At 55.9% G+C, this 15819-nt stretch carries 13 protein-coding genes; 6 read left to right on the forward strand and 7 right to left on the reverse strand.

What is annotated here, in order from left to right; all coding sequences use genetic code 11:
• Window positions 1–328: 328 nt before the first annotated feature.
• Window positions 329–2170, forward strand: a complete 1842-nt coding sequence (locus tag HOJ08_05830; GenBank protein MBT5672952.1) for a hypothetical protein — start codon at window positions 329–331, stop codon at window positions 2168–2170.
• A gap of 113 nt (window positions 2171–2283) precedes the next feature.
• The gene (locus HOJ08_05835) at window positions 2284–3270 is read left to right on the forward strand and encodes an endonuclease (protein MBT5672953.1); all 987 of its coding nucleotides are present in this window, start codon (window positions 2284–2286) and stop codon (window positions 3268–3270) included.
• 33 nt (window positions 3271–3303) lie between these two features.
• Here HOJ08_05835 and HOJ08_05840 read toward each other — a convergent pair whose 3' ends face one another.
• From HOJ08_05840 to HOJ08_05855, 4 genes are read right to left on the reverse strand one after another with little or no spacing between them, the layout of a single operon-like run.
• Window positions 3304–5415, reverse strand: a complete 2112-nt coding sequence (locus HOJ08_05840) for a hypothetical protein (GenBank protein ID MBT5672954.1) — start codon at window positions 5413–5415, stop codon at window positions 3304–3306.
• Window positions 5415–8222, reverse strand: a complete 2808-nt coding sequence (locus HOJ08_05845; GenBank protein ID MBT5672955.1) for a DUF4159 domain-containing protein — start codon at window positions 8220–8222, stop codon at window positions 5415–5417. The genes HOJ08_05840 and HOJ08_05845 overlap by 1 nt, the downstream gene beginning before the upstream one ends.
• 43 nt (window positions 8223–8265) lie before the next feature.
• Window positions 8266–9192, reverse strand: a complete 927-nt coding sequence (locus tag HOJ08_05850) for a DUF58 domain-containing protein (protein MBT5672956.1) — start codon at window positions 9190–9192, stop codon at window positions 8266–8268.
• Window positions 9193–9204: 12 nt separating this feature from the next.
• Window positions 9205–10149, reverse strand: a complete 945-nt coding sequence (locus HOJ08_05855) for a MoxR family ATPase (GenBank protein ID MBT5672957.1) — start codon at window positions 10147–10149, stop codon at window positions 9205–9207.
• 212 nt (window positions 10150–10361) lie between these two features.
• Between HOJ08_05855 and HOJ08_05860 the strand changes: the two genes are divergently transcribed.
• The 4 genes from HOJ08_05860 to HOJ08_05875 all read left to right on the forward strand — a co-directional run bounded on the left by HOJ08_05860 (window position 10362) and on the right by HOJ08_05875 (window position 13086).
• Window positions 10362–10883, forward strand: coding sequence for a DUF1285 domain-containing protein (locus tag HOJ08_05860; protein MBT5672958.1), 522 nt, complete (start codon window positions 10362–10364; stop codon window positions 10881–10883).
• Between the two features lie 67 nt (window positions 10884–10950).
• Window positions 10951–11550, forward strand: coding sequence for a CoA pyrophosphatase (locus tag HOJ08_05865; GenBank protein ID MBT5672959.1), 600 nt, complete (start codon window positions 10951–10953; stop codon window positions 11548–11550).
• A 3-nt stretch (window positions 11551–11553) separates the two neighbouring features.
• Entirely contained in the window at window positions 11554–11838 is a 285-nt protein-coding gene (locus HOJ08_05870) for a hypothetical protein (protein ID MBT5672960.1), read from the forward strand.
• 57 nt (window positions 11839–11895) lie between these two features.
• Window positions 11896–13086, forward strand: a complete 1191-nt coding sequence (locus tag HOJ08_05875) for a CCA tRNA nucleotidyltransferase (GenBank protein ID MBT5672961.1) — start codon at window positions 11896–11898, stop codon at window positions 13084–13086.
• On the opposite strand, the gene HOJ08_05880 is transcribed toward HOJ08_05875, so the two are convergent.
• From HOJ08_05880 to HOJ08_05890, 3 genes are all read right to left on the reverse strand, one after another.
• The gene (locus HOJ08_05880; GenBank protein MBT5672962.1) at window positions 13083–14132 is read right to left on the reverse strand and encodes a HAMP domain-containing histidine kinase; all 1050 of its coding nucleotides are present in this window, start codon (window positions 14130–14132) and stop codon (window positions 13083–13085) included. The genes HOJ08_05875 and HOJ08_05880 overlap by 4 nt on opposite strands.
• A gap of 243 nt (window positions 14133–14375) precedes the next feature.
• A complete protein-coding gene (gene hemF / locus HOJ08_05885) occupies window positions 14376–15299 on the reverse strand; it encodes an oxygen-dependent coproporphyrinogen oxidase (GenBank protein MBT5672963.1) in 924 nt (307 codons plus the stop codon).
• Window positions 15277–15738: a tRNA (cytidine(34)-2'-O)-methyltransferase gene (locus HOJ08_05890; protein ID MBT5672964.1), complete on the reverse strand. Its 462-nt coding sequence runs from the start codon at window positions 15736–15738 to the stop codon at window positions 15277–15279. Before HOJ08_05890 ends, hemF begins: the two co-directional genes overlap by 23 nt.
• Window positions 15739–15819: the final 81 nt, after the last annotated feature.

Here is a 15819-nt window from a genome sequence, read left to right on the forward strand (position 1 = left end):
TCAGACGCCCCATTCCATACGCTTGTTACTGGTTACAGGCATCCAATTCGCATGGACCCATGCATGTAGGGGGAACTCTATCTAAATTGTCGGCAGGCTCAAGTTCTTTCATGCCTAATGATCAGGTTTTTGCATCTAACTGCGGGTCATACGCAAATTGACGCCCCATAGGCGTTCGGTGTACCAAGAATGCCAATAATAATAATGTTTGATCAGGGAGACGAAAGGCCACACCCGCCCGTCTTCAAAAATAACAGTGTTTCGACAGACCCCGGATCGTTTCGGCGAAGACGGGCTTGTTCTGCCATAAGAAAAAAGAGGAAATATCATGAGAAAACCTGCAAAGCGCAAACCCGTCAAAAAAGCAGCTAAAAAATCGGCTGTAAAATCGGCAGATGCAATTGATCGGCCAATCAAGCTCAAAAAGCTTAATCGGCCACAATATGCATCCGATGCCATGGCTGAAACCATGCGCTCCATCGGTTTTAAATACGCATTCGTCAATCCCGGCTCCAGTTATCGGGGCTTGCACGATTCCATGGTTAATTATCTTGGCAACCGTGATCCCCAGGCGATTTTGTGTGCCCATGAAGATGTCTGTGTTCATGCGGCCCAGGCCTATGCAAAGGCATCGGGTGAACCCGCCCTTGCCATGCTTCATGACCTGGTTGGCCTGATGCATGGTTCCATGGCCATCTATAATGCCTTTGCTGATCAGCAGCCGGTGGTGGTGATGGGGGGCTCTGGCCCTGCGGACCCAAAACTGCGTCGCGGCATCGATTATGAACATTCCGCCAACGTTCAGGGCCAAATCGTCCGCGACTGGGTGAAATGGGATGATGAAGCATCCACGGCCCAAGGCGTGTGCGATTCGATTGCCCGGGCTTATAAAATTTCCAACACCGGCCCCATGGGCCCGACTTATGTTTCTGTGGATGCGGGCATTCAGGAAACCAAATTGACCGAAGCCATCGATATTCCTGATATGCGCGCAGCCTGCAATCAGCCCGCCCCCCCACCTGCGGCCAATCTTGATGCGGTGAATGAAACCGCCGATATGTTGATCAAGGCGAAGACCCCGGTGATCACCGGTGGACGGTTGATGTATAAAAAGGAAAGCACAAAGCCTTTGATCCAGTTGGTTGAACTGTTGGGGGCGGCTTATGTTGAAGATCGCAACTGTGTCTGTTTCCCAACCGCACATCCCCAGAATCTGACCGGGGTTTCAGGGGTTATCGCTAAGGCCGATGTGTTGCTGGCCATTGATTCCCCTGACGTTAACGTCATCATCGATTCATACTCATCCAGAGTGCGCGGCGTTGTCGGGGCCAGTGGCAAGGGCACCAAGGTCATTGACCTTTCCCAAAATGATTACGCTATCCGGTCATGGACGCGTCTGGGCGGCAAGGTTGCCCCCACCGCGATCCAGCTTTTGGCCGATCCCGTGGTTGGGCTGAACCAGATTCTGGCTGCCGTGAAAAAACGCCTGCCAAAATCGCGTCGTGCTGCCATGGCGGCAAGGGCCAACAAACATGCAAGGGTCCATAACGCCTTCATTCGCAGCCAACAAGCGATGCTGAAAAAGCGCTGGAACGACACACCGCTGTCGCCTCACCGGTTTGTCTATGAAGTCTTTGAAGCGGTTCGCCGCAAGCCCTGGATGTTGACCGTACGTGGGCATCGGGGATGGCCCCAGGGCATCTGGCAGTTCAAGGGTGCCGGTGAAAACATCGGCGTTTCTGGCGGCGGCGGGGTTGGTTATGGCCCCGGTGCCATGTTGGGCGCATCGTTGGCGGCACGCGATCAGGGCCGGTTCCCCGTGGCCATTCTTGGCGATGGTGACTTCCTGATGCAGTCTCAGGCCCTGTGGTCTGCGGTGCACATGAAAATTCCATTGCTGTGCGTCATCAACAACAACACGTCCTGGTACAATGATGAACAGCATCAGATTGAGGTTGCCAAAATGCGTGGCCGTGCGCCTGAAAATGCATGGATCGGCACCACCACCCGTGATCCAGAAGCCGATCTTGCGACCATTGCGCGGGGTTACGGTGCCTGGACCGAGGGCCCGGTTGAGGGCGATGCCATCACCGGTGCGCTGAAACGGGCCGTGAAAGAAGTTGAAGGCGGTGCCGTTGCTGTTCTTGACGTTCGCACGACACCTAGATAATCGGGGCCTAGATAATTGGCCCAATAAGTCGATTATGAGAATTAAACGCCCGGGGGAGACCTCGGGCGTTTTTTTCATTTATACTGGATGACAACAGAGACCTAGGAGTCTGCATGTTGCGCATTGCCACGTTTAATCTTGAAAATCTGGATATGGGGTCATCTGCCTGCGTGCCTTTGGACGCGCGGCTCAAACTGCTCGGCCCCCAGATCAGGCGCATCAATGCAGACATTTTGTGTCTTCAGGAAATCAATGCCCAAAGGCCCGAAGGTAAATCAGACAAGGCCGAACACCGAAGACTTGATGCCCTTGATGCCTTGTTAAAGGCTGCGGGGCTTTCGGATTTTCATGTCTGTGCCACCCGCAACCGGGCCGCTTCCGGGTTTGCCGATATCCATAATCTGGCCATTGTGTCGCGCGACCCCATGATCGAGAACCATCAGCTCTGGCATGATTTGGTGGCAGAACCAACCCATCGCTTTATCGAAGGCCAGGACAGGGGAAAAGACATCACCCTCAACTGGGATCGGCCCGCGCAATATGGACGCATCGCCCTTGATGGCGGCCGGGTTTTGCATTGTTTTAACCTGCATCTGCGTGCCCCATTGGCGTGTCCAGTGCCCGGGGAAAAACAAGATGCCTTTGTCTGGAACAGCGTTTCTGCCTGGGCAGAGGGGTATTATCTGTCCGAGATCAAACGCGCAGGACAGGCATTGGAAGTGCGTCGCAAGGTGGACCAGATTTTTGAGGGTGAACCGGACGCGTTGATTTGCATTGCGGGCGATTTCAATGCCGAAGAACATCACACCCCGGTGGAAATCCTGCGCGGTGATGTGGATAACACCGGCAATGGCGCCCTTGCATCCCGGGTCATGGTGCCCGTGGAACATTCCCTTCCCGAAACCAGGCGTTTCACGGTGATCCATCAGGGCCACCGCCAAATGCTGGATCACATTATGGTGTCGCGGGCAATGTTGGGTTTTTACAAGGGGTCTGAAATTCACAACGAAGATCTGGCCGATGAACTGGTGGGTTATGGCGCGGTTGAGGCATCGCCGGTTTCCTATCACGCGCCCGTGGTTGCCGAATTTGATCTTTAGGCTTACGGCCTTCGCGCGGCCGGGCGGCGATCATCAATTCCCTTCGCGCCGCCATGCAGCAATCATCAAACCAAGGGCCAGCAGCAATGCCAGCAACGCCGGTGCCAGCGGGATTTCATTGACCCCGCGCACGATGTAATCGCCATTGGCTCTCAGTCCCAGCCAGCCGCGCCCATGGAGCGCGCGCCCGGGCTTTGGTCGGCGGATATCGGGCATGCCGTCTGCGGCCCAAAGAATGCCGCTTTTGGTGGCTTTTGCCAGAGGGGCCAGATGTTTGGGCGATGTTGTGACATCGGAAAATTCAAGGGGATTGAGCGTGCCCGCTGCGGCAAAGACCACGCGTTTCCCCCCCTTGTCGGTGATCCGGTAAAGGCCCGGTTCGTTGATGGTCATCATGGTTGTTGCACGGCCATCACCCCGTTCTTTAAGGGCTTTGGTTTCGCGTTTGCCCGAAGGCTTGATGATGGTGACGGGGCTTGGGTTCTTTTTCAGGCTGCGCCGGGTAATGCTTAACTGGGTGCCAAGGATCGATGCGCGCAGATCGTTTTCTTCAAGGTCCGGTTCCTTCATCAGCCAATGCGCGGTGCGGCGAAGCAATTCAGCCTGGGGCCCCCCACCTTCAAAGCCCCGCGCCCACAGCCAGATGTGATCGGTTAACAATTGTGCGATGCGCCCTTTGCCCACCCGGTCCAGTGACAATACCGGCTGGTTGTTCAACCCTTGCATGACCACGGACCCGCGCAGGGGTTTTGCTTCGACCAACCTGAACCAGCGGCCCCATTGGGGTTTTGCCTTGTTGTTTTTATGCCCCCCCAGATTGGCTGTTACCGGGTGGCGGCGACCCAGTGGTGTAATCTCGGCCCGAAAGCCACGTTTGAAGACGCGCCCTGTGGGCGCCAGGGGCAGGATGGTCCGCAACGGGGTGCGGAACAGGCCCAGAGGCGTTGCCAGTGCCGGGCCACCTGCTTCTAGAATGGCTCCGCCATTGCGCACATATTTGACAATGTTGTGCAGGTAATTGACCGGCAAAACCCCGCGCCGGTGATAGCGATCAAAGATGATCAGGTTGAAATCGTCCAGCTTTTCTTCAAACAATTCGCGGGTGGGAAACGCGATCAGCGACAGCTCATTGACCGGGGTGCCATCTTGTTTTTCTGGCGGGCGCAAAATGGTGAAATGCACCAAATCCACTGATGGGTCTGCTTTCAAAAGATTGCGCCACACCCTTTCCCCGGCATGGGGCAGGCCTGAAATCAACAGCACCCGAAGCCGGTCGCGAATGCCATTGACCACTTCTGCGGCGCGGTTATTGGCAAGGGTCAGCTCACCGGCTGCCGGTGCCACCGCAATTTCAAACACATTGGGCCCGCCATGATCGACAGTAAGTTCTATGGAATGGCTGAACCCGGTGGCGAGATCAAGGTCACGGGGTTTTTTGCCGTCTCGGGTGATGGTCACCCGTGCGCGCCCCGAAGCTTTGCCTGATTCTTCGATGCGCAATGTCAGGGTGACCGCTTCATTCACAATGCCAAAACCCGCCGCACGTTCCACCACCAAACGCCGGTCATTGACGTTCCGGGTGCCCGTCAAAACAGTATGCAGGGGGGCTGGAAAGGGCAGAGTAGTAGCTGATTTTGGCACATCATGGACCTGGCCATCAGTGATCATCACGGCGCCTGCAAAACGGTCTGGCGGGATGTCTCCCATGACGCGCGACAAGGCTTCAAACAATCGGGTGCCCCGGTCTTTTGGAATTTGTGTGGCCGCCCCCGCGTCATTTTTGGAAATGGCCCGGGGCTTGCCCGCGCGCACCACCCGAATTTCCAAAAGGCTGTCGCGTTCTGTCATTTTTTTGATGTGATTAAGGGCGGCTTCGGCGTGTTCGCGTCTTGGGCCGATGTTCTGGCTGGGGCTTTCGTCAACCACCACCACGGCGATATCAGAAAGCGGTTCGCGTTTTTCTTCACGGATGGATGGATTGGCCAACAGCGCAATTAACGCAGCCATGGCCAGTGTTCTTAACCCCCATCCCCGCGCACCTTGCCATGCCGCGTATGCCGCAACCACCGCCCCGGCACCGCCAAGGGTGATGATGATGGCCCAATCAACCAGCGGGGCAAAAACGATCTGGGTCACGCCGTCCATTATTGGCCCAGCCTTTCCAGAATTGCTGGCACATGGACCTGATCGGCTTTGTAATTTCCGGTCAATGCATACATCACCAGATTGACCCCGAACCTGAATGACAGTTCTCGTTGTCGGGCACCGCCGGGGACAACGGGATACAGGGGCTGGCCCGTGATGTCTGTGGCCCAAGCGGCGGCGTAATCATTGGCCCCGATGATCAAAGACGAAACACCGTCATTGGCATTGCCTGCGGATTTTTCCACCCACAAGGTGCCGCCGGTCCAGCGGCCGGGGAACTCTTTCAACAGGTAAAAGGATTTTGTCAGAACATGGCGTGGGGTGACGGGGACCAGAGACGGCACTTGAAGCCCGCTTAAAATCTGGCGCAGTCGTGCGGCACCATCGCCCGTTGGTGCTATTCCCCCCTCAGTGCCAATGCTGCCCTGACCCCGATCCCGGGTATCCAACAAAATCATGCCGCCGCCGCGCAAATACCGCGCCAGCCGTGTGCGGGCCGCCACACTGGGCAGGGGCTGGGTCGTCGTGATGGGCCAATATAGGAAAGGGAAAAGGCTTAATTCATTGCGTTCAATATCAACGCCAAGGGGCGATTTTGGTTCTACAGACGTTCGGGTGCGCAGCATTTCAGACAGGCCCATCAGTCCGGCGCGCGATGTCGCATCAATCTTGGGGTTGCCGGTTTGAACATAGGCAAGGCGGGTATCAAAAGTGGCTTCCATCACCCGGGCGTCGGAATCGTTGGCAACGGTTTTTTGAGCTTGCGCATAAGCAGGCGCGGTCCACAAAAGGCACATGATCAGTGCGGCACTGGTGCTTTTGGCAGCGCGACCGATCCTTGATGCGGACAGCAGCCCGCGCAGGAACAGCCCAATCCAGAAATCCCCAATCAATAGTGCCAGCGCGCCTGCCAGCAGCCAGGGTTTCAGGTCAAATTCTTCGCGCGCCGTCAGCGACAATTCACGCACGCTCGGGGGCAGTTCGGCCATGGCGGTAATTGTTTTAATGCCCGACCCCAGATTAAGCGCGGTGCGCGTTGAATCGTTGCCGTAAAATCCCGGCGGGTGTTTGGGACTGGGCAGATGGCTGTGGCCTTTGCCCGAGCCTAAACTAGGCACAGGTAGGGATGTTGCCGATGGCGGCGGGGTGGTTAAGCGGCCAAACCCATCAAGGGTGGTGATGGGGGCCAATGCCTGAAGGCGCGCCCCGCTGACCCCTTGGCTCAGGCTGATGATGCGGCGCAGGATATCAATATAAAGCCCCGAAATAGCAAGGTTCGACCATTCGGTATTGGCGGTGGTGTGGATCAGCACAATGCGCCCGCGTCCCTTTGGGGCAGCCGTAATCAACGGCGTGCCATCGGCCAGCCGTGCCCACGTTCGTTCAGGCAGTGCCAGCGTGGGTTGGGCCAAAACCTGTCGTGTTACCCGGACATCGCCCGGAAGGGCAATGCCAGCAAGGGGGGATGTTGCCTCAAAGGGGGCCAGTTTGGCGGGCTGTCCCCACGACATGGCACCGCCCAATGTGCGTCCCCCAATGCGCAACTGTACCGGGGACAGGGTATCGGGTTTCTGGCCCATGCGCGGCCCTGCAAACCTGAGAACCGTGCCGCCCTGATCCATCCAGGTCTTGATTTTGGTGCGATCGTTTTCACCCAGAATGCCACTGTCGGGGATGATCAAAACCGCAAGGCTGCGGGTAAGAAGGGCTGTGGCCGACCCTTTGCGGATTTCTGCATAAGGGGAAAGGGCCCGTTCCAGATAATACAGTTCTGACAGCAAGGGCCGTGCTTCGGCACGGGAATCGGCGGCCGTGACGATACCGATGGGCCGACGGCGCCAACGTTCATCGAACAAGACGGTGGTTCCCGCACTGGCAACGCCTTCGACATCAAGGCGCGTCAGACGATTGCGCAGCTCGATCGGCAGGGCCAAATCGGTGGTAGCGGTTGGGCTGTCTTCTGGAAAGCGAATCGCTTCGCGCAGTAAAACCCTGCCCTGTTCATCGGTGCCCCGGAGCCAGAATTGCGTCTCTGCACCCTTATGGGCCCGATGCAGTTTCATTTTAAACGGGGTTTCCCCGGTGACGGGGGGTGGCAACACCAACGCACCCTTGCCCGGTGCATCGGCCATGACGGTAACTGGTCCGATCTGTTGCAGGTTGGCGATGAAGGCATCTGTTGATGTGTCGCCAGTGGTGTTGTTTTCGATCCCGTTGCTGATCCACACCACGTTGGCAGGATCATCAACCTGCGCTGCTTTAAGGGCGGCTTTCAGCGTTTTGAGGGCACGGGTTCTGGAAACGGGCCAGGGTTTTGGTGCCAGTGCCTGAACCAGCGCGCGCGCAGCATTTGGGCTTAAAAGTTTTCCAGCGGTGATAGGCCCGCCATCGATGGGTTGGGCCGTTGAGGCAACCATGACCAGTTTTTCCGCACGCTGGGCACGGTCGATCAAGCCATCAATGGCCCTTTGGCGCATCGACCAGCCCCGGGCGGATGCCCAGCCATCATCAATGACAACAACGACAGGCCCGGTTGCTTGAAACTGGGTGGTGGGATTAAGCAGGGGTTGGGCCAGACCCAGGATCACCAGGGCAGCGATGAAAACGCGCAGCAGGACCAGCCACAAGGGTGTCTTGGCCGGGGTTTGTTCGTCTTGGGGCAGATTAAATAACAAACGAATGGCCGGGAAGCGCAGCAGTTTTGGTGCAGGCGGGGTTACCCGCAACAACCACCACAAAATGGGCAACCCAGCCAGTGCCAGCCCTATCCAGGGGGAGGCAAAGGCGATGGGGCCAAGGTTCAGCATGATGAAAAATTTCCGGCGTTCAGCAAGGTGGTCATCATGTTGCTCACCACTGATCCCGGCTCAAGGTCATGGCGTTGTAAAGGGCCAGCAGGGCTTCGGTGGCGGGATGATCGGTGTGATGCAGGGTAAAGGACCAACCATGGCGCTGGCCAAGGGCGATCAGTTGTTCCCGCCGTGCGATCAATCGGTTTTGATAGTCATTGCGCACGGTTTCTGTCCGGTTGATCAGGGTCGACCCTTCGTCTTCCATGCCTTCAAACCGGACCCTGCCGGTGAAGGGTAGGGTTTCTTCTGATGGGTCCAGAATTTGCACAAGATGGCCGATGATCCCGCGCGCGCCATAGGCACCAATGATCCCGGCAATTTCTTCCATGGGTCCTAAAAAATCGCTGAACAGGACAATGTGCCCGTAGCGCGGCAACGGCTCAATCGGGGGCACGCTCGGGGCATCTTCACCACTTGCAGCCCTTGCTGCATTGCGGGCCAATGTTTCGGCCATTTGCGTCAAGGCGGCCCGGCCTGATCTTGGGGGCCTGCCATCGCCGCTTAAGCCAACATGTTCGCCCGCGCGCATTAAAAGCGATGCCAGCGCTAAGGTTAGCAATTCTGCGCGATCGCCTTTTTCTGTCAGGTTTTTAGAGGCGCTATAGGACATGGACGGCGAACAATCGCGCCATAACCAGACCGATTGGGCGGCAATCCATTCATGTTCACGGATGAAAATGCTGCTCGTTTTGGCACTTTGGCGCCAATCAATGCGGGTGGTGGGGTCGCCCGGTTGATAATGGCGATATTGCCAGAACGTATCGCCGGGTCCGCGTCTGCGTCGACCATGCAGCCCCTGCATCACCGTGGCGGCAATCCTTTTTGCGGCAATCAATAAGGGCGGCAGTTGTGCCCCCGCCACTTCGGCACGTTGCAAGATGGCATAAGAAGCCGAAGAAGATGCGGGAAGGGTGGGGGCGGCCATCGGGCGCGTCCTCTAGGCTATGGGCTCAGCAAGCCGGTCGATCACCTGATCCATGGTGATGCCGTCGGCGCGTGCAGCGAAGGTCAGGGCCATGCGATGGCGCAATACCGGATGGGCAAGTTCGATGACATCATCCACCGATGGTGCCAGCCGGCCCTCCAAAACGGCACGGGCGCGACACGCCAGCATCAACGCCTGGCTGGCGCGCGGCCCGGGTCCCCAGGCAATGGTCGCATCAATATCTGCGTCCCCTTGTCCGGGGCGGCCTTTGCGCACCAGTTCCAAAATTGCATTGATCACGGAATCCCCGATGGGAATGCGCCGTACCAGCCGTTGTGCGGCTAATAATTCTTTGGTAGTGAACACCACCCGCACATCGGCTTCGTCAATGCCAGTGGTGGCGATCAGCATGGCGCGTTCGGCCTGTTCATCGGGATAGCCCACATCAATTTGCAGCAGAAAACGGTCCAGCTGGGCTTCGGGCAGGGGATAGGTGCCTTCTTGTTCCAGCGGGTTTTGGGTCGCCAGCACGTGGAAGGGGCTCGGTAGATCATGGGAAACCCCGGCAACGGCAACGGAACGTTCCTGCATCGCCTGTAACAGCGCGGACTGGGTTCTGGGGCTGGCGCGGTTGATTTCATCGGCCATCAACAACTGGCAAAACACAGGCCCCCGAATGAAGCGGAAATTGCGTTTGCCGGTTTCGGATTCTTCCAGAACTTCGGAACCCAGAATATCGGCGGGCATCAGGTCCGGGGTGAATTGCACCCGTTTGTCTTCCAGCCCCAAGACGGTGCCCAGGGTTTGGACCAACCGTGTCTTGGCAAGGCCAGGCACACCGATCAGCAGGGCATGGCCCCCGGCCAGCAGGGTGATCAGAGACTCATCAATGACTTCTTTCTGGCCGAAGATCACTTCGCCAATGGCGGTGCGGACCTCTTGGAGGCGCACCCCCAGCGTTTCAATATCATTTGCCAAATCAGAGGCATTGTCTGATGGATTTTCGGTAATGGTCACTACGATCCCCTTTAGAAAAAGCAGGCGGATTTAACGTTGGCGGGCCAATTAGTTTGGCCGTCTTTTATAAAACCCGCGTCTAGGACATGACGAAGCAAAGCACGGGTGCCATTATAGGGTAAATTATGGCAAACAGCGCGATGAATTACCAGATGGCTGATAATGTAATGGATGCTTTGAAAGCGTGCGGCGAAGGGGAATTTCGCATCACGAAGGATGGCATCTGGCATCATCAGGGGACGGTGATACACCGGATCAATCTGGTCAAATTGTTTGCGACCATTTTACAACGCGATGAACAGGGGCAGTACTGGCTGGTGACACCGGTAGAAAAAGTGCGGGTTTTGGTCGATGACGCGCCTTTTGTTGCCGTGGATTTGCGCGTTGAAGGGGTGGATCAAAAGGCCGTTGTGTCTTTGAAGACCAATTTGGATGAATGGGTGAGGATGGATTTAGCCCATCCCCTGATTGTGCGGGATACCGCTCGTGGGCCGCGCCCATATATAGGTCTTGGAAATGGAGATGGCGGAGAAATGTCAGCCCTGATCACACGTCCGGTTTATTACGCCCTTGTGGATATGGCTGAAAAGGGGAACGATGACCCGAACGGGGTGAACCAGAACTCGCACGGGATATGGAGCATGGGGCATTTTTTCTCCCTGATGCCTGAATGATGGGATTGGAAATATTGTGAACGCGTTTAGTCCAAAGGCCGTGGCGGCCAGGCTCGGCCCTCAATTGATGGGGGCATCAGATTCTGCGTGTTCAACCGATATCGCGGTTGGGGTGGGTCTGAAAGATAAACGCGTTCAACTGGAAGGCTTTGAGCGCAATTTGCGCCCCGCAGGCGTTTTGGTGCCCTTGGTGGCCCATGAAGATGGCGTCACGGTGCTGTTGACCCAACGTGCGGACCATTTGCCCGATCATCCGGGCGAGGTCAGCTTTCCCGGCGGGGCGGTAGAACCATGTGATCAAGATGCGGTGGCGGCGGCATTGCGCGAAGCAGAAGAAGAAGTGGGGATGCCCCAATCCCATGTCACCATTTTGGGTGCCTTGGAACAGCGCGCCACCATATCGGACTATCGGGTGACGCCCGTGGTGGGTTTGGTGACACAGTTTACCCCGCGCCTGCAGGCCGACGAGGTGGCAGATGTTTTTGAAGTGCCGCTTTCTTTCATTTTTGATAAATCCAACCATGAACTCCGTGACCGGTCTCCGACAAACCAAAAGCGGCGGGAATTTTATGCCATTCCTTATGGGGAAAGATTTATATGGGGCTTTACTGCCCGTATACTGGTACGGCTTTCAGAACTCTGGATTATAGGCAAAAAGGACGGCTAGATTATGTTCAGGTTATTTTTTACCTACATCCTGCCTTTAATTGCGCCCGCATTATTGTATGTGGCGTGGAACTGGATGCAAGTGCGGCGCACCTTGTCGGGCAAGCGCGCAGAACCGCCCCCAAGCTTTGCCGAAGCCCCATGGCTTTTGTTGGCGGGTGCGGGCATTTCAATTTTGGTGATCACCCTGTTTGGCTTTGTTTTGTTTGGGGATGTGGCAAACACCAGTGCCACCTATGTTCCGCCCCACATGGAAAATGGCAAGCTGGTGCCTGCCGAAACGCGTTAACGCAACACGGGTGCCAACACTGTGACCGCAACAAAACCCATTGATGTTCAGCCGTGGATGAACGCACCTGCGACCCGTGCCGTCATGGACGCGCTCTCTGCCGATGGCGGGGAGGCCCGGTTTGTTGGGGGCTGCGTGCGCGACACCATCACGGGCCAAGTGGTCCATGACATTGATATTGCCACCCATGAACCCCCAGATCGTGTCATGGCGCTATTGCAGCGCGCCAATCTGAAGGCGGTCCCCACAGGGATTGCCCACGGCACGGTAACGGCCGTGGTCGACAAAGAGCATTTTGAAATCACCACCTTGCGCCTTGATGTCGCCACCGATGGCCGCCGCGCCGATGTCGCCTTTACCGAAGACTGGGTCGAGGATGCGGCCCGGCGTGATTTCACCATCAACGCCCTGTCTATGACCATGGATGGGATTGTTCATGATCCCTTTGGCGGGTTGGATGATCTGGACAATGGCCGGGTGCGGTTTGTCGGCGATCCCGAAACACGCATCAAAGAAGACGTGTTGCGGATTTTACGGTTTTTCAGGTTCCATGGCATCTATGACAAGGCTGGCCCCGACGGGGCAGCGCTGGCAGCGATAAAAAATTGCGCGCATTTATTGCCCACCCTTTCAGGGGAGCGGGTATGGGCAGAATTGACGCGGATTTTTTTAAACCCCGCGCCCGTTTCGGTATTGCGGTTGATGCATGATGTGGGGGCGCTGGTTCATATTTTGCCCGAAGCACAGCATTTTGATCGTTTGGAAGCGTTGGCAGCGATAGAAGAAAATGGGCCTGATCCTGTGCTGCGTCTGGCGGCATTGATTGAAACCGATAAGGCCGGCGCCTTGAAAATTTCACAACGCCTGCGCCATTCAAACCATGATCGGGATCGGTTGGCGGGCTTGTGTGTGGACGGGGGGATGATCACAGAGGATATCACAGAGGTTGATCAGCGCCGGAGCATTTACCGTTTCGGAAACCCGCTCTACTGCGATCTGGTGCTGCTTTCCTGGGCGGAACAACCGAATGCCGATTATCGCGCAGTCCTGGCATATGGCCGCGATTGGCCGCGTCCGGAATTCCCGGTTCGGGGATCAGACGTTTTGGCGCTGGGGGTTGATCGAGGCCCAGCGGTGGGCCAATTGGTGGAGCAGGTAGAAGAATGGTGGATTGAAGAAGATTTTCGCCCGGACCGGGCTGCATGCCTTGAAAAACTACGCAAAATTGCTAGCAACCCTAGCGCTTAGGCGACACTAATGATGTCATCGCTATCATTGCTTTCTGACCCATCATCTTCTTTTTGACCTTCTTCGCCCAGATGGTTGGGCAAGGTCACGGTGACGGTAGTGCCTTGGTCAGGGACGGATTCAATTTCCAATTTCCCCCCCAACAGGGTGACAAATTTCTGGCACAGGCTGAGTCCAAGGCCGGTGCCTTCTTTTACCTTGGTGAATACATTTTCAATCTGGCCAAATGGAGACATGGCAAGGGGGATGTCTTCGATGCGCATGCCGATCCCTGTATCTGAAACCAGAATTCGGGTTTCCAGAATGCTGGGGTCCTGGACCACAGTGATGCGCACGCGCCCCCCGGCCGGGGTGAATTTGATGGCATTGGACAGCAAATTAATCAAAACATGGTTCAGCTTGCTGCCATCGGTGCTGATTTTCTGAAGGTTTGCTTCTGCTTCGATGGAAATGGCGACGCCGGATTTTTCCGCTTCTTGTCGCATCATGCGGATGACGGTGTTAATCAGGGATACCAGATCAACCGGCTTGGTCTCTATGACCATGGCCCCGCTTTCCGCCTTGACCATGGACAGCACTTCATTGATGACATTGAGAAGGTGTTGGCCGGAACGATGAATATCAACGATGTATTCTTTGTAGGCCGTATTGCCCAGTGGCCCCCGGATTTCATTTTTGATGATTTCCGAAAACCCGATAATAGCATTAAGCGGCGTGCGAAGTTCGTGGCTGATATTTGCCAAAAATTGTGTTTTTTCCTGATTGGCCGCATCGGCGCGCAGGATGCCCTGTGTGGTTTTGATAATTTCCAGATGCTGGGTCTGGATCTGTTTTTCTGCACGCCAAACCATGATCAGCAAAATGATAAAAACAGAAATCAGCGCCACGCCAATGATGGTGGCATCCAGAATCCAGTTTCTGGCCAAGCTGTGCTGCGCGTAGAACACCACAAGGGCAATTACGAAGATAACGCTGCCCGCAAAGATTGCAAAATTCCGGGTCAGCCGGAAGGTGCTTCCGGCTTTTAAGGAGGATTGATTTTTCACGCTATTGACGCCTGTCCTAATTTTATGTCTGTACAAATAACCATGCAACTGCTGGCGACAAGCCGCCCCCCAAGGACCAACAGCGATAGGGGGAGTTTTAGCCGTGAATTATTAACGATACGTTAAATTTTGAAGAAAACTGGCTGAAACCGGCGAAAAATTAAGAGAAATTTTAACTATATTTTGGATGTCCAGCGCAGGCGTGCTGCCCCGTGGCGCAGGGGTGGGTTCAGATGGCGGGGATCAGGGCCAAATGGCTTCAGGGGGCATGGACATCAGAATGGCTTCGGTATTACCGCCGGTTTTCAGCCCGAACTGGGTTCCCCGGTCATAAAGAAGGTTGAATTCCACATAACGCCCGCGTCTGATCAACTGATGGTGGCGTTGCTCATCGGTCCAGGGGGCATTCATGCGCCGGGCCACCAAGGGGGGATAGCCGTTTAAAAAGGCTTCGCCCACAGCCTTGGTAAAGGCGAAATCTTTGTCCCAATCGGCATCCAGATAATCGTAAAAAATGCCGCCGAGCCCCCGAGTCTCTCCACGGTGTGGCAGATAGAAATATTCATCGCACCATTTTTTAAAGCGGGGATAGTATTCTGGGTCAAATGTGTCACAGGCGCCTTTCAGGGCGGCGTGAAAATCGGCGGCATCCTCCAGAGCTTCGGGGGATTCCATAAACATCGGTGTCAGGTCGGCGCCTCCGCCAAACCATCCCTTGGCGGTGACAATGTGGCGCGTGTTCATGTGAACAGCCGGTGCCAATGGGGAGTGCAGGTGGGCAACAAGGGATATGCCTGCTGCCCAGAATTCCGGGTTGGTATCGGCACCGGGAATGTTTTTTGCAAATTCTTCGGAAAATTTTCCGTGGACGGTAGAAACATTAACGCCGACTTTTTCAAACACCCGCCCGCGCATAACGGACATGACGCCGCCGCCCGCCGCAGTGCCATCAATCCCGTCCCGTTCCCAGGCCTTGCGTTCAAAGCGACCGGGTTCAATGCCTTTAACGTGCTCAAGGGCTGGGCCTGAAAGCGTGTCTTCCAGATTTTCAAAGGCGCTACAGATGCGGTCGCGCAAACTTTCGAACCAGGCAACGGCAGTTTCTTTTTGTGTGTCGGGCGCGGTGCTCAAGTTCTGTTGCTCCTTAAGAATTTTTTGGAAACCCATCGGTTTGTCGAAGGGCCTCGCTTGTGACCATGGCGGCTGTCATGGCCACATTAAGACTACGGTTGCCTTCGGCCAAGGGGATAGTGATCCGTAAATCAGCCCGGTCATGAACGAAATCGGGAACCCCGGCCGATTCTCGGCCCATCAGCAAAATATCGTTTGGTTTGTAATCGACATCCCGAAAATCGGTGCTCCCCTTGGTGGTCAACAGCAGCAACCGTGCATCGGGGCCGAGGGTTTGTAAAAATGCGTCCCAGCTGTCGTGTTCGCGTAATGCGGCACGGGCGGCATAATCAAGGCCAGCGCGTTTTAATCGGGCATCGGCAATGACAAAACCTGCTGGTCCGATAATGTCGATGTTCAGGTTCAAACAGGCCCCAAGGCGCAGGATTGCGCCCGTATTTTGGGGGATGTCTGGCTGGAACAGGGCGATTCGCATGGGTTGTTGAGTCCTTTGGGGTAAAATTCAAACCTGTTTTTAAAGAGATTTTACGGGGATTCTGCGGGGATTCTACAGAAA

The sequence above is a fragment of the Rhodospirillales bacterium genome, from assembly GCA_018666775.1.
Classification (GTDB): Bacteria; Pseudomonadota; Alphaproteobacteria; order SMXQ01; family SMXQ01; genus JABIXC01.